General features: G+C 67.6%; 16 protein-coding genes, 1 pseudogene and 1 riboswitch. Of the genes and pseudogenes, 7 read left to right on the top strand and 10 right to left on the bottom strand.

Annotated elements, in window-relative coordinates:
- Positions 1 to 184: 184 nt before the first annotated feature.
- Positions 185 to 1408: a methionine adenosyltransferase gene (gene metK, locus ACFOPO_RS07815; RefSeq protein ID WP_386702572.1), complete on the bottom strand. Its 1224-nt coding sequence runs from the start codon at positions 1406 to 1408 to the stop codon at positions 185 to 187.
- Positions 1409 to 1629: 221 nt separating this feature from the next.
- Here metK and ACFOPO_RS07820 point away from each other — a divergent pair, with 221 nt between their 5' ends.
- The 3 genes from ACFOPO_RS07820 to ACFOPO_RS07830 all read left to right on the top strand — a co-directional run bounded on the left by ACFOPO_RS07820 (position 1630) and on the right by ACFOPO_RS07830 (position 5352).
- Positions 1630 to 3381 carry a lysophospholipid acyltransferase family protein gene (locus ACFOPO_RS07820; protein ID WP_386702574.1) on the top strand — a complete coding sequence of 584 codons (1752 nt, stop codon included), beginning with the start codon at positions 1630 to 1632 and terminating at the stop codon, positions 3379 to 3381.
- Complete coding sequence (locus ACFOPO_RS07825; RefSeq protein ID WP_386702576.1) at positions 3378 to 4202, top strand: UDP-2,3-diacylglucosamine diphosphatase; 825 nt, start codon at positions 3378 to 3380, stop codon at positions 4200 to 4202. The genes ACFOPO_RS07820 and ACFOPO_RS07825 overlap by 4 nt, the downstream gene beginning before the upstream one ends.
- Positions 4203 to 4263: 61 nt before the next feature.
- On the top strand, positions 4264 to 5352 hold the full coding sequence (locus ACFOPO_RS07830) for a metal-dependent hydrolase (protein ID WP_386702578.1): 1089 nt from the start codon (positions 4264 to 4266) through the stop codon (positions 5350 to 5352).
- Positions 5353 to 5433: 81 nt separating this feature from the next.
- Here the strand turns inward: ACFOPO_RS07830 and ACFOPO_RS07835 are convergent, their stop codons facing one another.
- From ACFOPO_RS07835 to ACFOPO_RS07875, 9 genes are all read right to left on the bottom strand, one after another.
- The gene (locus ACFOPO_RS07835) at positions 5434 to 5751 is read right to left on the bottom strand and encodes a hypothetical protein (RefSeq protein WP_386702580.1); all 318 of its coding nucleotides are present in this window, start codon (positions 5749 to 5751) and stop codon (positions 5434 to 5436) included.
- 245 nt (positions 5752 to 5996) lie between these two features.
- A complete protein-coding gene (locus tag ACFOPO_RS07840; protein ID WP_386702582.1) occupies positions 5997 to 6830 on the bottom strand; it encodes a class I SAM-dependent methyltransferase in 834 nt (277 codons plus the stop codon).
- Between the two features lie 39 nt (positions 6831 to 6869).
- Positions 6870 to 7883, bottom strand: a complete 1014-nt coding sequence (gene dusB, locus ACFOPO_RS07845) for a tRNA dihydrouridine synthase DusB (protein WP_386702584.1) — start codon at positions 7881 to 7883, stop codon at positions 6870 to 6872.
- 21 nt (positions 7884 to 7904) lie between these two features.
- A complete protein-coding gene (locus ACFOPO_RS07850) occupies positions 7905 to 8978 on the bottom strand; it encodes a PepSY-associated TM helix domain-containing protein (protein WP_386702586.1) in 1074 nt (357 codons plus the stop codon).
- Positions 8979 to 8991: 13 nt separating this feature from the next.
- Positions 8992 to 11142 carry a TonB-dependent receptor gene (locus ACFOPO_RS07855; protein WP_386702588.1) on the bottom strand — a complete coding sequence of 717 codons (2151 nt, stop codon included), beginning with the start codon at positions 11140 to 11142 and terminating at the stop codon, positions 8992 to 8994.
- Positions 11143 to 11234: 92 nt separating this feature from the next.
- Complete coding sequence (locus ACFOPO_RS07860) at positions 11235 to 12209, bottom strand: ribokinase (RefSeq protein WP_386702591.1); 975 nt, start codon at positions 12207 to 12209, stop codon at positions 11235 to 11237.
- A 14-nt stretch (positions 12210 to 12223) separates the two neighbouring features.
- Positions 12224 to 13519: a NupC/NupG family nucleoside CNT transporter gene (locus ACFOPO_RS07865; protein ID WP_386702593.1), complete on the bottom strand. Its 1296-nt coding sequence runs from the start codon at positions 13517 to 13519 to the stop codon at positions 12224 to 12226.
- A gap of 212 nt (positions 13520 to 13731) precedes the next feature.
- Positions 13732 to 14868 carry a GGDEF domain-containing protein gene (locus ACFOPO_RS07870; protein ID WP_386702595.1) on the bottom strand — a complete coding sequence of 379 codons (1137 nt, stop codon included), beginning with the start codon at positions 14866 to 14868 and terminating at the stop codon, positions 13732 to 13734.
- 55 nt (positions 14869 to 14923) lie between these two features.
- Entirely contained in the window at positions 14924 to 15517 is a 594-nt protein-coding gene (locus tag ACFOPO_RS07875) for a TMEM165/GDT1 family protein (protein WP_386702597.1), read from the bottom strand.
- Positions 15518 to 15636: 119 nt separating this feature from the next.
- Positions 15637 to 15749: riboswitch (yybP-ykoY riboswitch) on the bottom strand.
- A gap of 123 nt (positions 15750 to 15872) precedes the next feature.
- On the opposite strand from ACFOPO_RS07875, the gene ACFOPO_RS07880 reads away from it, so the two are divergent.
- The 4 genes and pseudogenes from ACFOPO_RS07880 to ACFOPO_RS07895 all read left to right on the top strand — a co-directional run bounded on the left by ACFOPO_RS07880 (position 15873) and on the right by ACFOPO_RS07895 (position 20640).
- A complete protein-coding gene (locus ACFOPO_RS07880; RefSeq protein WP_386702599.1) occupies positions 15873 to 16844 on the top strand; it encodes an aldo/keto reductase in 972 nt (323 codons plus the stop codon).
- A 204-nt stretch (positions 16845 to 17048) separates the two neighbouring features.
- Positions 17049 to 17162: pseudogene (gene hemP, locus ACFOPO_RS07885) on the top strand (hemin uptake protein HemP); the annotation flags it as partial.
- A gap of 192 nt (positions 17163 to 17354) precedes the next feature.
- A complete protein-coding gene (locus tag ACFOPO_RS07890; protein ID WP_386702601.1) occupies positions 17355 to 19649 on the top strand; it encodes a TonB-dependent hemoglobin/transferrin/lactoferrin family receptor in 2295 nt (764 codons plus the stop codon).
- 55 nt (positions 19650 to 19704) lie between these two features.
- Positions 19705 to 20640: a DUF6607 family protein gene (locus ACFOPO_RS07895; RefSeq protein WP_386702689.1), complete on the top strand. Its 936-nt coding sequence runs from the start codon at positions 19705 to 19707 to the stop codon at positions 20638 to 20640.
- The last annotated feature ends 13 nt before the right edge of the window (positions 20641 to 20653 follow it).

The raw sequence follows: 20653 nt of genomic DNA on the forward strand, positions 1-20653 counted from the left end.
AGTCAATAAAACAGTGACAGCTTACGGAAGGAGGGGGTGGGGTGTATTTCGCGAACAATAAACGGAGCGAAGCGGAGGTTCGCGGAATACACCCCACCTCCTCCACCCACCGAAACCAAGCGCGCAAAAGAAAACGGACCGCAATGCGGTCCGTTCTCTCCAATCCAAAAGCCTCAGGCGCTGATTACTTCTTCAGGCCCGAATCCTTGCGCAGGTCGTCGGCCTTGTCCGTCTTCTCCCACGAGAAGGCGGTGGCGGTGTGCTTCTTGCCGGCGCCGTCGACGTAGGTCACCTCGTGCGGCTTGCGGCCGAAGTGGCCGTAGGCAGCGGTTTCCTGGTAGACCGGGTGGATCAGGTCGAGCATCTTGACGATGCCGTACGGGCGCAGGTCGAAGTGCTTGCGGATCAGCTTCTCGATCTTCTCGTCCGGAATCTTGCCGGTGCCGAAGGTGGTGACCGAGATCGAGGTCGGCTCGGCCACGCCGATGGCGTAGGAGACCTGCACTTCGCAACGGTCGGCCAGGCCGGCCGCGACGATGTTCTTGGCGACGTAACGCGCAGCGTACGCAGCCGAACGATCGACCTTCGACGGATCCTTGCCCGAGAACGCGCCACCGCCGTGGCGGGCCATGCCGCCGTAGCTGTCGACGATGATCTTGCGGCCGGTCAGGCCGCAGTCGCCCACCGGGCCGCCGATCACGAAGATGCCGGTCGGGTTGATGTGGATCTTGTTCTTCGGCAGCGACTCGAGCCACTTCTTCGGCAGCACCGGCTTGAGGACGTGTTCGTACACGCCTTCAACCAGGTCCTTCTGCTTGATGCCCGGGTCGTGTTGGGTCGACAGGACCACCGCATCGAGGCCGGCCACGTTGTGGTTGGCGTCGTAGCGCAGGGTCACCTGCGACTTCGCGTCCGGGCGCAGCCACGGCAGCGGCGAGTTCTTCTTCTTGCGGATCTTGGCCTGCTGCTCGACCAGGCGGTGCGAGTAGTAGATCGGCGCCGGCATGAACTCCGGGGCTTCGTTGCAGGCGTAGCCGAACATCAGGCCCTGGTCGCCAGCGCCCTGTTCTTCCGGCTTCTTGCGGTCAACGCCGGCAGCGATGTCGGGCGACTGCTTGCCGAGCATGTTGATGATCGCGCAGGTGTGGCCGTCGAAGCCGACATCGGAATTGTTGTAGCCGATGTCGTTGATGACCTTGCGCGCGAGGGACTCGATGTCCACCCACGCATTGGTGGTGACTTCGCCGGCGACGATCGCCGCACCGGTCTTCACCATCGTCTCGCACGCCACGCGTGCGCGCTTGTCCTGGGCCAGGATGGCGTCGAGGACGGCATCGGAGATCTGGTCGGCAATCTTGTCCGGATGGCCTTCGGAGACCGACTCAGAGGTGAAGAGGTAGCTGGACATCGAGGCTTTATCCCCGTATTCGGATGAAAGGATGGCCGCGCATGATACAGGCTTGGCCGGGTCGGCGCATTGTGCGTCATTCAGGTGTTGGCTGAGAGTTAATTTCCCGGCCTGGGAACGGGGCGCTGTCACCGGATTGACCCGAATCCGCCACGTCGCTGTCGCCGCGCCGCAGCAGGCTGCGCGGCGAGACGCCCCGTCGGGGCGGGCCGTGACCTCCGATGCCGCTCGAGCGCCGCCTGCAGGAACGCTTCCCACACTGGTTCGATGGCCGCCGGGCGTCGATCGCGCGCCCATTGCTGCGCACGATCGGGCGCTGGTCGCGGTTCGACCAGATCGAGTCCTTCCTCCAGGCCAACGGCCACCTGCGCGATTTCGATTTCGTCCGCGCCGGCCTCGACCACCTGCAGGTGCGCTACTTGGCCGATCCGCTGGAAGTGACGCGCATTCCCGCCCGTGGCCGTCTGCTGGTCGTCGCCAATCATCCCTCCGGGGCGATCGACGCGCTGGCGCTGCTGGATCTCGTCGGGCGCGTCCGGAGTGACGTGAAGATCGTCGCCAACGACCTGCTGTCGGCCCTGGAGCCGCTGTCGGGCCTGCTGCTGCCGGTGCGCATCCTCGGCGGCCGGCCGAGTCCGGCCAGCCTCCAGGCCATCGACGACGCGCTCCGCGACGAACAGTGCGTGATCGTCTTTCCCGCCGGCGAAGTGGCGCGGCTGGGACTGAACGGCGTAACCGATGGCCGCTGGCGTCGTGGATTCCTGCGCTTCGCCCGCGCCAGCGCCGCGCCGGTGCTGCCGGTGCGCATCGAGGCCCGCAACTCGGCGCTCTTCTACGGCGCTTCGGCGCTGTTCAAGCCGGTCGGCACGGCATTGCTGGCGCGCGAGATGTTCGCGCGCCGCGCGCACCGGGTGTCGATGCGCATCGGAACGCCGCTGCTGCTGCCGCCCGATGGCGACCCGGAGCGGCTGCTGCGGCAGGTCCGGCGCGAGCTGTTCGCGCTTGGCCACGGCCAACGGCGCAGCGCGGTCGAGCTGGCAAGCGAGATCGCCGCACCCGCCAGCCCGGAGCCGCTGATCGAGGCGATCGAGCCGCAACGAGTGCTTGCCGGCGTCGAGTCGATGGCACTGCTGGGACGCACGCAGGACGGCAAGCAGATTCGTTGCGGGCGCCTGGCCGCCGGCTCGCCGCTGCTGCAGGAAATCGGCCGCCTGCGCGAGCTCACGTTCCGCGCCGTCGGCGAGGGCACCGGACAGCGCCTGGATGTCGACCTTTTCGACAGCTGGTACGACCACATCGTGCTGTGGGACGACCAAGCCGGGCGCATCGCCGGTGCCTACCGCGTCGCCCGCGGTGCCAGCGTACTGGCCGAACGCGGCCTGGCCGGGCTCTACACCGCATCGCTGTTCCGCTACGCCGACGATGCGATCCCGCGCATCGCCCAGGGCATGGAACTCGGACGCAGTTTCGTGACCCCGGACTATTGGGGCAGTAGCAGCATCGACTACCTGTGGCAGGGCATCGGCGCCTATCTCGCCGACCACCGCAACGTGCGCTACCTGTTCGGGCCGGTGTCGATCAGCGCGGCATTGCCCGAACAGGCACGCGAGCAGATCGTCGCCTACTACGCGCGCTACTACGGTTGCGGCCAAGCGGATGCAGTGTCGAAGCAGCCGTTCGCCTATCGCGCCGCGCCGCCACAGTTCGGTGCCGTCGATGCGGCCACGGCGTTCCGCGTGCTGCGCGACAACCTCGAGGCGCTCGGTGCGAGCGTGCCCATGCTCTACAAGCAGTACACCGACCTGTGCGAACCCGGCGGTGCGCGCTTCCTGGCCTTCGGCGTCGATCCGGCGTTCAGCGATGCGGTCGATGGCCTGATCGAGGTCGATCTGCAGTTGCTGCGACCAAAGAAGCGCGAACGTTATCTCGGCAGTCACTGTGCCGCCGCGGCCGCAACGGAGACAAGCGGATGACCCAGGCACCGACCACGTTGCCGTTGCGCCGTCGCGCGGTCTTCGTGTCCGATGTCCACCTGGGTTCCAAACACTGCCATGCCGCCGAGTTCGCCGACTTCCTCGGCGGGCTGCGCTGCGATCGCCTGTACCTGGTCGGCGACATCGTCGACCTGTGGTGGATGGCGCAGCGCCGGCCGAGCTGGGGCCACGCCCACAACCGCGTGATCGAAGCGCTGCACGCCCTGCGCCGGGCCGGCACCGAGCTGGTGTACGTGCCGGGCAACCACGACCGTCCGATCCGGCGCTTCTGCGGGCTGACGCTGCCTCGCATGACAGTGCGCCGGCGGGCGATCCATGTCACCGCCGATGGCCGCCGGCTGCTGGTCACCCATGGCGACGATTACGACGGCGTGACCCATTTCGGCGGCCTGCAGGAGAAGTTCGGTGACTGGCTCTACTACCGCATCCTCACCGGCAACCAGTGGCTCAACCGCGTGCGTCGCCACTTCGGCCGGCGCTACTGGTCGCTGTCGGAGTTCCTGAAGCGGCAGAGCGGCGCCGCCGAGCGCTACATCGAACGCTTCGTGCAGGCCGGCCTCGACGACGCCGCGCGACGCGGCCTTGATGGCGTGATCTGCGGCCATATCCACCGCGCGGCGCTGTTCGAGCGGGATGGCCGCCTGTACGCCAACGATGGCGATTGGGTCGAGAGCCTGACCGCGCTGGTCGAAGATCCGGACGGTACGCTGCGCCTGCTGTCGCATACCGGCGAATCGCTGGCGGTGTGCCCGCCGCTGCCGCGCGAGGTGGGGCAAACGGACCAGCCACGCGCCGCGTGAACTGCGAACGGCGCGACGGTCGACACGCATGGGCGGTGGGGACCGCTGCTAGCATCGCTGAATGGACTCCCTGACCCAGATCGTGCTCGGCGCCGCCGTCGCCGCTGCCATCGCCCCGCCCGGACATCGACGCGCTGCCCTGTTGGCCGGCGCCGCCCTGGGCGCCTTGCCCGACCTCGACGTGCTGCCGGTGAACCTGTTGACCAGCGACCCGGTCGAACGAATGACCTGGCACCGCAGCCTCAGCCATTCGTTGCTGGTGCTGCCGTTTGTCGCGTGGGCGATCTGGGCGTGGTTCCGCGGACGCGGTGGGCGCGTGGCGCAGGCACCGACGCGCTGGTTCTGGGCGCTGGCGCTGGCCCTGGTCACCCACCCTTTGCTGGACGCGTTCACCGTCTACGGCACGCAACTGCTGTGGCCGCTGCCGTTCAGGCCGGTGATGTGGTCGAGCGTGTTCATCATCGATCCGCTGTACACGATCTGGTTGCTGCTGGCCTGCGTGATCGCCTGGTTCTGGCGCGAGCGGCCGATCGTGCAGCCGGCGCTGGTGGCCGGACTGGCGTTGAGCACGCTTTACCTGGGCGCTTCCCTGGTGGCCAAGCAGATGGTCGAGCGTGAGGCCGAGCGCGCGCTGGCCGCGCACCACCTCGAGAACGCGCCGCGGTTCTCGGTGCCGATGCCGTTCAACATCCTGCTGTGGCGGGTGGTGGCGATGACGCCGGAGGGATTCGTCGAGGGCGAGCGTTCGCTGGTGGCCGACAGTGGGCCAATGCGCCTGCGCGAGTACCCGTCGGACGTGCAGGCGCTGGCCCAGGTCTTCGACTATCCCAGCGTGCAACGCCTGAACTGGTTCAATCGCGGCTTCATGAAGGCGGAGGAGCGCGACGGCCAGCTGGTGCTGTCGGACCTGCGCATGGGCGCCGAGCCCGATTACAGCTTCCGTTTCGCCGTGGCCCGCCGCGAAGGCGACGCCTGGCAGGAGATGCCTCCCGAGCAACTGAAGTGGCCATGGCAGGCCAGTCGCAGGCTCGGTGCGATGTGGAAGCGGATATGGATTGCGCCGACGAACGAATCCGATGTCAGCGGCGCGGCAATGGAGCGCCCCTCAGTGAGGGCGGCGTCGCCGGCGGGAACCACGGCCAGACGCTGAACCGTCCACCCGGGCCGCGTGTTACGCACACGGCCCTTGAGTGGAAGTGAACCTCATGGTTGTCCGCCTCGGGACTTTGGATCACAGAGCGTCGTTGAATTCCCGCTTGATCTGGACGATGTATTCGCGACCGTCCTTGTCGGTCAGCGCTACCGATTCACCATTCATCAACTGCTCGTAGCGGGTCTCGCCGATGGCATTGACGAACTTCTTGAGCGCGCGATCGTAGGTGTAGGTGTACTCGGCGAATGCGGTGCGGTTGCCGACGATCATCTGGATCTTGCGCTCGCTCAGCCCGGTGACCTGTGACAGGTCGTTGATGGGATCCTTGCTCTGCTCCGCCCACGCCGGCATCGATGCCACAAGCGCCAGCGCGATAAACGCAATCTTCGCTTTCATGAGTTCTCTCCTGATCGGATCGATCCACCGGAGCGTTGCGGCGGGGTCCGCAGTAAGGGGACGCCCCGGCATGGCATAGGTTCAATCAGAAGGCATGGCGATTGCATCGCCCATAGGGGACTGTGACTTTCGACCTGCACCACTCATCGCAATCACAACTGCAGCACATTCGTCACACCGCGCGCGTATGTGTGCAGCGGATTGGTTTCATCGGTAATTGATGAATGTCGCGTCAACAGGCGCGCTCAATACACTGTCGCGCGCGCCTGCACGAAGGCATAGAAGAAGACCGCGTTCGGATCGTTCTGCACCTGGTGCATCTCGCGGCGCATGCCATCGACGACATCCTGCGTCACGCACTGCGCGGCGAGCAGCTGGTCCGCGGCCGACAGCAGCAGCTCCTCCCAGAACGCGATCATGGTCTTGCGTCGCGCCGGTTCGCGGTTGTCGAAGTAGAACGTCTTGACCTCGGTGGAGACGTCACGGAATCCGCCGGCCAGCAGCAGGTTGCCGAGCTTGGCGCCGACGAAGGGATCGCCGCCGCTTTCGTACTGGAAATCGTTGAACGCCATCCAGTAGCGCCAGACGTTCGGCGAGTACGGGTCGAGCAGGAACGAGGAATTCATCACCTCGGTGATGTAGACCGGTGCGCCCGGTGCCAGCACGCGACGCACTTCGTTGAGCACGCGCGCAGGCGAGGGCACGTGCTCGAGCACCCAGCACAGGAACGCGGCATCGAAGCTGCGTGGCTCGAACGGCAGGTTGGTGGCATCGGCCAGGTGCAGGTCGTAGCGGCCGTCGAGCCAGGCCATCGAGCCGAGGTTGGCGCGTGCCGCACCGAGCTGCGCTTCGTTGAGGTCGACGCAGGTCGCGTGCAGATCCGGGAAGCGACGCAGCAGGATCTCCGTCTGCGCGCCGACGCCGCTGCCGATCTCTAGCAGTCGACGCGCGCCGCTGTAGTCGATGTCGTGGAAGATCGTCGACTCGGCCAACCGCGCCTGTTTCATCAGGCGTGCCTGCTCGGTCTGCGAGAAGCCGTGCAGGTACGGGAACTCGGTGGCGCTGGATGACTCGCTCATGTGGCCTCCAATGCGGAGCCCTGCGCGCCACGAACTGCTTCAGGCGGCGGCCGGGAGCTCCGGGGTGACACCCGCGATCAGGGCATCGAAGTACTCGCCGGTCAGGTGCAGTTGCGCCTGGGCGGTTTCAGCGCGGTTGACCACGGCACGGAATGCCTGGTTCTCCGGACGGTCCTTGGCATACCAGCCCAGATGCTTGCGGGCGATGCGCACGCCGGAGACCTCGCCGTAGAACTCGTGCAGATGGTGCAGGTGGCCGATGAGCACTTCGCGCACTTCCTGCACGGTCGGCTCGGGCAGCAGTTCGCCGCTGGCGAGGTAATGGGCGATCTCGCGGAAGATCCACGGCCGGCCCTGCGCGGCCCGGCCGATCAGCACCGCGTCGCAGCCGGTTCGCGCGAGCACCTCGGCGGCCTTCTGCGGCGAATCGACATCGCCATTGGCGAACACCGGAATCGACAGCGCCGCCTTCACTTCGGCGATGGTGTCGTACTCGGCGGTGCCGGTGTACTGCTGGTCACGGGTGCGACCGTGCACCGCGAGCGCGGCGATGCCGGCGCTCTGCGCGACCTTCGCGATCGCCAGTGCGTTGCGCTGGTCGGCGGCCCAGCCGGTGCGGATCTTCAGCGTCACCGGCACGTCGACGGCCTTGACCACCGCATCGAGGATGCGCGCGACCAGGGCCTCGTCGCGCATCAGCGCCGAGCCGGCCCAGGCATTGCAGACCTTCTTGGCCGGGCAGCCCATGTTGATGTCGATGATCTGCGCACCGTGGTCGACGTTGTAGCGCGCCGCCTCGGCCATCACCTCCGGCACGGTGCCGGCGATCTGCACGCTGATCGGCGCGGGCTCGCCGTCGTGGTCCATGCGATGGCGCGATTTGGCGGTGTTCCAGAAGCGCGGGTCGGAGGTGGTCATTTCCGACACGCACAGGCCGGCGCCCAGGCGCTTGCTCAGCACCCGGAACGGTTTGTCGGTAACGCCGGCCATGGGCGCCAGGATGACCCGGGGCGCGATCTGGTAGGGGCCGATATGGAAGGACGTGTCCGCCATGGCGGGCATTGTAGCCGGGTGTCAGCGGCGCCCGCGTCGACGCCGCCAGAACAGGAATCCGGTCACCAGCAGGAACATCGGCAGCAGCCCCACTACCGCAGTGGTCACCTTCATCACGCTGCCGCCGACCGCGCCGACATGCAGCGGGAAGATCGCCTGGCTCATGCGCATGCCCAGCGGGTTGGCCGTGGCGTCGTTCACCTGCAGGACGCCGCCGCCGGCCTTCGCGATCGCAATGGTGCTGCGCCCGACCGGATGCCATTCGCCATCGGCACGCGCTCGGAATGACACCACGCCATCGCCGGCCTTCGGCACCGAGACCCGGCTCAGGCGCGCACGCGGCAATGCCGTGTCGGCCTGGCGCAGGACACGCGGCCAGTCGACCGCGCCGTCGGCTTCCATCTTCGGCGGCTTCACCGTCTCACCGCCGAACGCCGCCACCAGCACCGACTGGAATTCCTTCGAATACACCATGCCGACACCGGTCAACGTCGCCAGCAACAGCAGCGGAAACAGCAACGCGCCGCTGCTGCGATGCCAGCTCAGCCAGCGCCGCACGGGTGGGCCCGAGTGCATCTTCAGATGCGCCAGCAGGTGCCCGCGCCGCGGCCACCACAGGTACAGGCCGGTGAGGATCAGGCCCAGCGCAATGCAGCCGAACACGCCGAGCACTTCCTCGCCGGTCTCGCCGGCCAGCAGGTGGGTGTGCCAGTCGTGCAACCACATCAGCACATCGTCGTCGTGGCTGCGGTAGAGCAGCAGCGCGCCGTCTTCGGGTGCGAAGTAGGCGCGGTGGCCGTCCTCGAAGTAGCCCTGCCAGACCGGCAGGTCGTCGTGCGGCAGATCGAGTGAGCGCAGCCCCTCGGGCTGCCAGCGCTCGATCAGCGCGGCCAGCACGCGGCCATCGGCGATCGCGGCATGCTGCGCCAGCTGCGGGTGCTGCAGGCGCAACAGGTCGTTGTGGAATACCAGCACGGTGCCGGTAATGGCGACCAGCGCGAACACGACGCCGACGCTGAGGCCAACCCACAGGTGCAGCCACGACAGCACCGCCCGCAGGCGGCGCGAGAACGGTCGTGGCGAGGAGGCGGTCATCAGCGAGTGCCGGTCAGAACCGGTTGGCCCAGCTCAGGGTCAGCACGCGACCGCGGCCGGCGACGTAGGTGTCGTTGCGCGGCGTGCTCTGCGAGTAGTAGGTCACGTACTGCTCTCCAAAGATGTTCTCGATGCCGACGTTGAGCTGGCCCAGCGGCAGCCGGAAGCGCGTCTGCAGGTCGACCGTGGTGTAGCCATCGAAGTCGGCGACCTGGACGCCACGCAGGTTGAACTCGCGATCGAGCGACTGGCTGGCCTGCAGGCGACTGGAGATGCCTGGCGTCCAATCCTGGTCCCAGAACGCGGTGATGCGGTCGGGGCTGACGTTGATGCCGGGCAGGTCGCTGTCGACGCGGTCGTCGCCGTTGCTGTCGTAGCGGCCGTCGGTCTGCGCGTAGCCCAGGCCGATGCGGGTCGTCTCGCTGAACTGCCAGGCGACGTTGGCCTCGATGCCTTCGATCTCGGTGCGCTCGCGCACGACGTTGTAGCTCTGGCTGCCCGGGTCGAAGGCCAGGCGCGAACCCAGGTCGGAGTCGGACTGGTAGACGGCCAGGTGCGCGAGCCAGCGGCCGTCGTCGTAGTCGATGCCGATTTCCTGATTGTCGGCAATCACCGGCGACAGGTCGACCAGCGTGTCCACGCGCTGGCCCGGCGTACTGATGCCGCGCAGGACGCGGCCGATGTCGGCGACGCTGTAGCCTTCCGAATACGAGGCATAGAGCTTGAGTGCATCGGTGACTTCCCAGACCGCGCCGAAGTTGGGCAGCACTTCGCTGGTCGTCGGCGAGCCGCCTTCGACGAACTGGCCGCCGTTGTTGGACGGAATGGTGGTGAAGTCGTCGACCTTGAGCTTGCCGCGCTCGTAGCGCAGGCCGCCGCTGAGCATCACGCGGTCGGCCACCCACCACTCGGCCTGCACGAACGGCGACACCGATTCGTAAGTGGTCTCGGGCACCCAGTCCAGGCCGCTGACGACCAGTTCCTGATGGGTCGTGTCGCGCGCAAGGTCGAGGCCGGTGGTCACGCGAAGTCGCAGCCCGAACAGGTCGCCACGCGACCAGCTGAACTTGCCGCCGAGCTTCTCGGAGACGTTCTGCGACTGGTCGAACCAGTGCAGGTCGCGGCCGTCGCCCCAGAAGTTGCCCCAGTCGGTGCCACCGTACAGCGCCTCGAAATCGACCCAGTACAGCTGCGCCTGGAAGTAACCGCCGGCCATCGCCTTGTCGGTGTAATCGAGGTTCAGCGAGGTCGAGCGGTTGCGCGCCCCTTCGCCTTCCTTCTCGCCGCGGACCGAGGTCGCCAGCTGACCGGTGGCGATGTTGCCGTTGACGGTGGCGTAGTCGTTGTTGCCCTGCAGCTCGTAGTGGTTGACGGTGAGCTGCAGGCGCTGCTCGTCGTTGATGTTCCAGCCGCCCTTGGCGAACAGGTTGTACGACTGCGCGTCCATCAGGTCGCCCTGGACGTCGTTGACGGCGATCGCATTGCCATCGCCGTCGTAGTACAGCCCTTCACTGGCGTACGACGCACCGCCGACCAAATCGAACGCGCCACTGCGCGTGCCGAACACGTACGAGGCGCGGTAGCCGGTGCTGTCGCTCTCGTGCGGGAGGGCGCTGCTGGCGGCGACGTTGACGTCCTGGAACGTCTCGCCGTCCTGGCGCGGGGCGCGCTTGGTGATGATGTTGATGATGCCGCCCGATGCGCCCAGTCCCTGCAGCGCGTTGGCGCCGTGGATGACTTCGATGCGCTCGATCATCGCCGGGTCGATGGTGTGGCCGTCACGGCCGCCTTCGCGCAGCGGCGTCGATTGCGGCACGCCGTCGACCAGGTACAGCGGCTTGCGGCCGCGCAGGGTCTCGCCGCCGTTGGTCAGCTTCTGCCGTGAAGGCGAGAACGACGGGATCAGGTTCGCCAGCACCTGCGAGATGTCCTGGGTCAGCGCGAGCTGCTGCTGCAGCTGCTTCTGGTCGATCACCGTAATGGTATTGGGCAGCGCGGCATCGGAATCGGGGATGCGGCTGGTGCTGGCCGAGACCGTCACGCGGTCGATGTCGGTGGCCGTGTCGGCCGGCGCTTCGTCGGCGGCGTGCGTCTCAGAGGCATGGGCAACGGGCGCGGCAAGGGCAGCCAGCAGGGCGCTGGCGAGGAGGTGGCGACGGAGCATGGGGGGTCCGGACTGCGAGTCAGGCGCGTATGGTAATGCGAACCATTCTCGTTTTACAGGCCGAGTCTGGCGGCTTTGCCCGGGAAGGCCGCCTAGTAGCCGAAACGCGCCCGGAGATCCGCCTCGTGCGGCATCGCCACCGCCGCGCCTGCGCGCTCGGTCGACAGGCCGGCATAACGATTGGCGAAGTGCACGTGGTCGGCGAACGCGGCATCGCCGCGCCGGGCCAGCGAGGCGGCGAGGGCCCCATTGAAGGCGTCGCCGGCGCCGGTGGTATCGACCGGCTGCACCGCCGCCGCGGCCACCCGGTAGTGCCTGCGCGCGTCATTACGCAGGTCGGCTTCGGCATGCGAGACGAAACAGCCGGCCGCGCCGAGGGTGATCACCACCGTGCCGTGCGGCAGCAGGCGACGGCAAAGGGCATGCAGGGTTTCATCGTCCTGCGTCGACAGCGTGGCGGCGTCGACCTGGTGCGCCGCGTGGCGGGCGAGTTGCGCGCAGAACTCGGTTTCGTTGGGCGTCACCACATCGGCCAGGGCCAGCAGCGATGCCGGCGCATGGGCATCGGCCGGCGCCGGGTTGAGCACCGTCAACACGCCGGCGGCGCGCGCCGCGGCGAATGCGGCCTCGACGGAGGCCACCGGCGATTCCAGCTGCGCCAGCACGACCCGCGCCAGTGCAATCGTGCTTGCCTGCTGGCCGACGAAATCCGCCGACAGCTCGGCGTTGGCGCCGGGGCCTATGACGATCGAATTGCGCCCGGCTTCGTCGACGTAGATGCCGGCCGTGCCGGTGGGCGCCTGGCTGGGCAGGTCATGCAGGTCGATGTCGTCGGCCGCCGCCAGCGCATGCGCCAACTGGCCACCGAGGTCGTCGCCAAGCGCGCAGACGAAACTGGTCCGTGCGCCGGCGCGTGCGGCGGCAGTGGCCTGGTTGAAGCCCTTGCCGCCGGGGCCGGTGCGGTAGTGGCCGCTGAGGGTCTCACCGGGGCGCGGCAGCGTGGCGACCGTCCAGACGTGGTCGACGTTGAACGATCCCACCACCACCACGCGCGCGCTGTCGCTCATGCCGTTTGCGCAGATCAGCTGAAGTAGGTGAGCACGCCGGCGATGGTCGCGGTCATGAACGTCGCGATCGAACCGCCGAGCACGGCGCGCAGGCCGAAGCGGGCCAGGTCCTGACGACGCTCCGGTGCCAGTCCGCCGATGCCGCCGATCTGGATCGCGATCGAGCTGAAGTTGGCGAAGCCGCACAGCGCGTAGGTCGCGACCAGGCGGCCCTGCTCGCTGAGCGTGACGCCGGCGACCTTGCCGTTGACGATGTCGGCCAGCTGCAGGTACGCGACGAATTCGTTGATCACCACCTTCTGCCCGATCAGGCTGCCGACCACCGGCGCATCCGCCCACGGCGTGCCGATCACCCAGGCCAGCGGCGCCAGCACGTAACCGAAGATCGTCGCCAGGTCGGTCGGCTTGCCGATTGCCGCGGCAATGCCGGTGACATCGCCCAGCCAGGTCAGCGGCCAGTTGATCAGCGCGATCAGCGCGATGAAGGCCAGCAGCATCGCGCCGATGTTCAGCGCCAGGCGCAGGCCGTCGCCGGCACCGGCAGCGGCCGCATCGATGATGTTGGCGGTGTTCTTTTCCACTTCCATCTTGACCGTGCCGCGGGTCAGCGGCTCACCGGTCTCGGGCACCAGGATCTTGGCGATCACCAGCGTTGCAGGCGCAGCCATGATCGAGGCGGCGAGCAGGTGCTTGGCGTAGAACGCCTGTTGTTCCGGGTCGCCGCCGCCGAGCATGCCGACATAGGCCGCCAGCACGCCGCCGGCGATGTGGGCCATGCCGCCGATCATCATCGTGATCAGCTCGGACTCGGTCATCTTCGGAATGTACGGGCGCACCGTCAGCGGCGCCTCGGTCTGGCCGATGAAGACGCTGGCGCACACGCTGGTGGTTTCCGCGCCCGACACGCGCATGACCTTGGTGATCGCCCAGGCCATCGCCCGCACGATCGCCTGCATCACGCCCAGGTGGTAGAGCACGCCCATCAGCGCGGCGAAGAAGATGATCGTCGGCAGCACCTGGAAGGCGAAGATGAAGCCGTAGGTGGAGGTGTCCATCAGGCTGCCGAAGATGAACTTCGAACCTTCGCCGACGAAGCTGAGCACTTTGACGAAGCCGTGGCCGATGGCGTCGAACGCCTCGCGGCCACCGGGCATCAGCAGCACGACGGCGGCGAAGGCGATCTGCAGCGACACGCCGGTGATGACCAGTTTCCAGTCGACCCGGCGCTTGTTGATCGAGAACAACCAGGCGATGCCGATCAGTACCGACAGGCCAAACAGGCCAAATGCCACCCGCGCAATTGCTTCCACTCAGTTCTCCCCAGGCAACCGGCAGCCGGCAGCGCGTTGTTGTTATAGGCCGCCGCAGTCGGCGGCGGCGCGTAGTTTACCCCGGCCCCCTCTCCCTGGCCTGCGGCCTGTCCCTCTCCCACAAGGGGAGAGGGCAACGCCGGGATTGCGACAGCTCCCTCTCCCCTCGCGGGAGAGGGACAGGCCGCCGCAGGCGGCCAGGGAGAGGGGGCTCAGCCGTCCCGCGCCACCACCTTGTTGCGCCCCTGCAGCTTGGCCAGCTGCAGCCGGCTGTCGGCGCGGCGCAGCAGCCGCGACAGGTCCGATCCCTCGTGCGGGAACCCCGCCAGGCCGGCACTGAAGCTCAGCGGCATCGAGTCGGCGCCGCGTTCGGGCTCGAACGGGCGCTCACCCAGCGCCCGCCGGATCGCGTCCACGCGCTCCCAGGCCGTGCCGATGGGCTTGCGCAGCAGCAGCACGAACTCCTCGCCGCCGATCCGCACCAGCCATTCGCCCGGTTCGGCCAGCTCGCGCAGCACCGCCACGACGTGGCGAAGGGCGCGGTCGCCGGCGTGGTGGCCGTGGGCGTCGTTGATGCGCTTGAAATGGTCCAGGTCGATCAGCGCCAGGGTCAGGCTGTCGCCGTCGTGGCGGACGCTGTCGAACAAGCGCGGGACCCGGTGCAGCAGCCAGGTGCGGTTGGGCAGGCGGGTCAGGCCGTCGGTGCCCGACAGCTCGACCAGGCGCTGCATCCGGTAGACCACCATCGCCGTGATCAATGTGAACATCATCAGCAGCACCAGCCGCTGGGCCTGGCTGCCGAGGGTCACGGAGCCATAGTCGCTGGACAGCAGCTGCTCCGGGGATGTGGCCAGGGCGAACACCGCCAGCACCAGCAGGCCGTACTGGCCGACCGCCAGTGCGCCGGCGAACAGGGCGATGCGGCCGTCGCTGCGCAGTGCCGTCAGCAGGATCGCCAGGATGTAGCCGCACCAGACGATCAGGCTGTTGAGCCCGGCCGGCAGGTGGTTGTACGCCAGCGCCGCCAACACCAGCGTGGTGGCGGTGACGTCGAAGGCGGACGAGGCGAAGGGCAGCCAGCGGAACAGGCGGCGCCGACGCGCCAGCGACAACCAGAGCTGGGCGAAGATATTGACGAACAGGGCCCCGCCGAGGCCGATCATGGTCTCGTTGATGCTGCCGCCGCCCAGCGCGTTGGCCAGCGGCAACAGCAGCAGCATCGCCGCGAGGGCCGCGCGCAGGCGGGCCACCAGCAGTTCACCGCCGGCGCCGATCTCGAGCATGATTTCGTCGGGTCGCGCCAGCAGCGAAGTGACGACCTCGCGGACCCTACCGCCGGTGATGTGCACCCCAGCCCCCCTTGATGCCCGGGCCGAGCATAGCGCGGCCCGGGCCTGGCGGGGCTTACCCCAGCCCGCGCACGGCCACCCAGGCGCCCAGCGCCAGGAACACCAGCGCGGCGACGGTGCGGGCGGTCTTCAGCGGCAGGCGGTCGGCCAGGCGGCTGCCGAGCAGCACCACCGGCACATTGGCCAGGAGCATGCCGAGCGTCGTGCCGGCGACCACTTCCCAGAACGGCTGGTACTTGGCCGCGAGCAGCACGGTCGCGACCTGGGTCTTGTCGCCGATCTCGGCGAGGAAGAAGGCGATGGTGGTGGCGATGAACGCACCGCGCGCAGGCAGCGCACCGTCTTCGTCGTCGAGCTTGTCGGGCTTGAGCGTCCATGCCGCGACCGCGAGGAAGCTGATCGCCACGACCCAGCGCAGGACCTCCGGATTGAGCCATTGCGCGACCAGGGTGCCGAACCAGGCGGCGAGGGCGTGGTTGAGCACGGTCGCGAACAGGATGCCGGCGATGATCGGCCACGGCTTGCGGAAGCGTGCCGCCAGCAGCAGTGCCAGCAATTGGGTCTTGTCGCCGATTTCGGCCAGCGCAACGGTGCCGGTCGAGACGGCCGCCGTCATCAAGGGGACATTGCCCAGGGAGAAGTGATCCATGGAGACTCCGGAGGTCGGGCTTCCGCGTGGACGCGAAAGGCAAACGCCACGCGGCCCGACCCGGCATATGCCAGTTGCTCGCGCGACGCCTGCCTTCGGTCTTGCCCGTGGTCGCTCGCCGGCATCGTTGCCGGCTGGCTGCCGCTCCTGCGCCATGGCCTGTGGGCCAAGTGTGTTGACGCAGGTCCCGGCGAATCGTTGATCACGACGCCGGTGGGCTACTCCCCGGAGGAGGGAATGGCGCGCATTGTACAGAGGCTCGCGACGCATGGCGCGCCCGGATCGCGTGTCGCCTGCAGACACGCCGATCAACTGCGCGCCGCTAAACTGAACGCCTCTCCCAGGAGCCTTTCCCATGCAATACCGCCGCCTCGGTTCCTCCGGCCTGCAGCTGTCGGCCCTGTCCTTCGGTGCCTGGCTGACGTTCGGTTCGCAGATCGGTCGTTCGACCGCGCGCGACCTGGTCGCCGCAGCCTGGGACAACGGCATCAATTTCTTCGACAACGCCGAGACCTATGCCAACGGCGAGGCGGAGAAGGTGATGGGCGACGTGATCGCCGACCTGCGCCTGCCGCGCGACGGTTTCTGCGTATCCAGCAAGGTCTTCTTCGGCGCCGTCGCCGAGCCGCGGCCCACCCAGAAGGGCCTGTCGCGCAAGCACGTCACCGATGCCTGCCATGCCGCGCTCAAGCGGCTGCGCGTGGACTACCTCGACCTCTATTACTGCCATCGCCCCGACCTGGACACGCCGATCGAGGAAACCGTGCGAGCGATGGACGCACTGGTCGGCCAGGGCAAGATCCTCTACTGGGGGACCTCGGAATGGACCGCGGCGCAGATCCGCGAGGCGCACAAGGTCGCCCGTGCCCACAACCTGGTCGCGCCGACGATGGAGCAGCCGCAGTACAACCTGCTGCACCGCGAACGGGTCGAGCTCGAATACGCGCCGCTGTATGCCGAAGTCGGTCTCGGCACGACGACCTGGTCGCCGCTGGCGTCGGGCGTGCTGACCGGCAAGTACAACGCCGGCATCCCGACCGAGGCACGGTTGGGTCGCGAAGGCCTGGGCTGGCTGCAGCGCACCGTGCTGGGCAGCGAGAACGAAGGACGCATGGAACGCGCGCGCCGCTTCGTCGACCTCGCCGGCGAGCTGGGCGTGGCGCCGGCGCCGCTGGCGATCGCCTGGTGCCTGCGCAATCCGCACGTGTCCAGCGTGATCCTCGGCGCGAGCCGTCCGGAGCAGCTGGTGCAGAACCTGGAGGCGCTGGAGCTGGCGCAGCGCCTCAAGGAAACCGACTGGCAGCGGGTGGAGGCTGCGGTGCGCTGATCGACGCACGGTCGTGGCGGGTGTTGACGCGGTAATGAGAATCATTATCATTACGGACGAGTCCCCGACCGAGCCACGAACATGTCTCTGCGCCAACCGCTGCTGCAGCTCAAGCCACGTTCCGAACTACCCCCGTCGCCGATTGCCGCGCCGTTTGACGGACCGTTTGCCCTGGCCGCTTCGGGCCTGGGCCTGTCCGGCTCGCTGGTCGAGAGCGACGACCTCCTGCGCGGCGGCCGTGAAGTGCTGATCCGCCACGGCGACGAGGTCTATCGACTGCGCCACACGCGCAACGACAAGCTGATCCTGACCAAGTAATCCAGCGACCCCTCATCGGCGCTTCCGGCACCCGGGCGCGCCGACAACCCGCGTGCCGCCCTGGGGAGGGCGGCACGCGAAGGCGGACTGCCAGGACGGCGGCCGCTCTCCATCCAATGTCTCTCTCCAGGGCCCGCAAGCTCGCCGCAAGAACGGCTGCCAGCACGCCTCGACCTCCACTCGAGTCCGTCCATGCATCCCGTTCCCAGCACCCTCGCCGTTGCCCTGATGCTGGCGTTGCCAGCCCACGCCCGTGCCGCCGAAAGCGCCGCCGGGCCGTCCACGACACTGGCCGGCGCTGCCGCGGCCGGCGCCACCAATGAGTTCGACCGCATCGTCGTGACCGCCACGCGCACCGAGCGCGCGCTGGACGATGTGCCGTCGGTGGTCACCGCCATCGACCGCGAGCAGATGGACCGCGAACTGGTGCGCAACCTCAAGGATTTGTTCCGCTACGAGCCGGGCATCAGCGTCACCACCGGCACCGGCCGCTTCGGCCTGGGCGACATCCGCATCCGCGGCCTCGGCGGCAATCGCGTGCGCATCGAGACCGACGGCATCGCCGTGCCGGATGCGTTCTCGATCGGCAGCTTCTCCAACGGCAACCGCAACTTCGTCGACCTCGACACGCTCAAGCGCGTCGAAGTCGTGCGCGGCCCGGGCAGCGCGCTGTACGGCTCCGATGCACTGGGCGGCGTGGTCGCCTTCGCAACCAAGGATCCCTCCGATTACCTGGAGGCAGGCAAGGACGCCTACTTTGGTTTCAAGCTCGGCCATGAGGGTGCGGACGACGGCCTGTTCGGTGCAGCGACCGCGGCGTTCGGCGGTGATCGCTGGTCGGGTCTGGTCGTGGTCAACCACCACCAGGGCCAGGAAACCGAAAACATGGGTGAGGACCGCAGCGAGGGCGGCAACCGCACCGCTGCCAACCCGCAGGATTACGACGGCCGCAGCCTGCTGGCCAAGCTGGTGTACGCGCCGAGCGAAAACCAGCGCTTCAGGCTCACCGTCGAAGGCAACGAGGACCAGGTCGACACCGATGTGCTGAGCGCCCGCGTGCTGTCGGCGCTGCCGCCGGGCTCGCCGTCGACGACGCCGCGCACGCGCACGACCTCGCTGCTCGGCGACGACAAACAGACGCGCGCCCGTGTTTCGTTCGCGCATGAAGTCGACGCGATCGATTCGGCCCTGGTCGACTCGCTGCAGTGGCAGGTCTATCGCCAGGACAGCGAGACCACCCAGGACACCACCGAGCTGCGCGAGACCGTCAGCAGCACCGGCCGCATCACCAACCCGACGCGCCGCGAACGCGAGTTCAACTTCGACCAGCGCCTGATGGGCCTCGAGGCGGTGCTGCACAAGGACTTCAGCACGGGCGGCGTCGAGCACAGCCTGACCTATGGCCTGGAGTACACCGACACGGAGTTCAAGCAGAAGCGCGACGGCCGCTCGATCAACCTGGTGACCGGCGTGGTCAGCAACGCGATCCTGCCGGACGTATTCCCGGTGCGCGATTTCCCGACCAGCACCACCACGTTGGCCGCGCTCTACGTGCAGGACGAGATCTCGTTCGCCGACGGCGACTTCCGCCTGGTTCCTGCGTTGCGCGTGGACCACTTCGACCTCGACTCGAAGATCGATCCGATCTACGCCGCCGACAACCCGGGCCTGCCGATTGTCGACATGACTGAAACCAGCGTGTCGCCCAAGCTCGGTGCAGTCTGGCACTTCACCCAGGGCTGGTCGCTGTTCGGTGGCTACCAGCATGGCTTCCGTGCTCCGCCATACAACGACGTCAACCTGGGCTTCACCAACCTGCAGTTCGGCTACACCGCCATCCCCAATCCGGACCTCAAGCCGGAAACCAGCAACGGCGTCGAGTTCGGCATGCGCTTCTCCAACCAGGCGGTGTTTGCCGAGGTCTCCACGTACTACAACCGTTACGACGACTTCATCGAGTCGCTGCGCGACACCGGCACCAACGCGCAGGGACTCACCGTCTTCCAGTCGCAGAACATCGCCAACGCCGAAATCCATGGTGCCGAAGCACGCGCCGGTGTCGACCTCGGCGAGCTGGCCGAGGCCTGGACCGGGTGGTCACTGCGCGGATCGGTGGCCTGGTCGAAGGGCGAAGATCGCGACACGGGTACGCCGCTGGAAACCATCGATCCGCTGCGCGCATCGCTCGGCATCGCCTACGACCGCGACACCTGGGGCGTCGAACTGGCCGGCCGCTTTGCGGGCCGCGACGACGAGCTGCCGGCGCCCGGTCGCTTCGAGACGCCGGGTTACGGCGTGTTCGACCTGCTGGGCCACTGGGCCTTCGCGCCCGGCGCCGAATTCAACGCCGGCGTGTTCAACCTGGCCGATCGCAAGTACTGGGACGCCGGAACGCTTGCCAGCCTGCAACCCGCAAACAGCAATGTTATCGACCGCTACACCAGCCCCGGCCGCAATGTCGGCGTCAGCCTCAGCGTGAGCTGGTGATGCAAGCCGTGATCGCAGTCATTCCCTTCATTGTCACCCAGAGTCAGCCATGAACATGCGCCCGCACCTGCTCCTGCTTTCCCTTCTCTGTGTCGTTCCGGTGCATGCGATCGCCGCACCGGAAGCAACCGACATCGCCCGCGACCGCGCCTCGATCCTGGCGATGAAGGGCGAGTACATCGTCGACTTCGCCTTCGACGAAACCGTGCTGCTGCAACCTGGCTACGAGCGTCATCCGGCGATGCGCAGCGGCGGCAACGAGGTGGTGATCGTGGTCGAGGACACGCCGACCAAGGTGGTGCTACAGCACATCCTGGTCGACGAGAAGAGCGGTCACGTCACCAAGCACTGGCGCCAGGACTGGACCTACGAAGCGGCTACCCGCTTCGAGTTCACCGCCGACCAGACCTGGCAGGTGCGCCCGGTTCCGGTCGAGCTGACCCGCGGCGCCTGGACCCAGTGCGTGTACGAAGTCAGCGACGCGCCGCGTTACTGCGGCACCGGCGCATGGACCTACGACAACGGCGTGGCGACGTGGACGAGCGACCTGAGCTGGCGTCCGCTGCCGCGTCGCGAGTACACGAAGCGCAGCGACTACAACGCCATCAGCGCAGTCAACCGCCACACCCTCACGCCGATGGGCTGGACCCACGAACAGTTCAACACCAAGGTGCTGCGCAAGCCCGACGGCACCCAGGTCGAACTGGCGCGCGAGTTCGGCTTCAACGACTACCAGAAGACCACCGAGGTCGACTTCGCCCCGGCCTACAAGTACTGGGACGCGACCCGGGGCTACTGGGCGCGGGTGCGCGCGCGCTGGGACGGCTTCCTCGGCAAGGCACCCGGTGCGCACCTGAAGACGAAGATCGACGGCATGGCGATGATCATGCCGCTGTTCGAACAGGCCTCGCAGCTGGAGGAAGGCAGGAAGGTCAGCGACGCGAAGATCGATGAGGTGTTCAGGAAGTGGGTCGAGCCGGCACAGCTGTGATGTGCTGATCGGC

The organism is Lysobacter sp. GCM10012299, from assembly GCF_042649405.1.
In the GTDB taxonomy this organism is placed as follows: domain Bacteria; phylum Pseudomonadota; class Gammaproteobacteria; order Xanthomonadales; family Xanthomonadaceae; genus Lysobacter_J.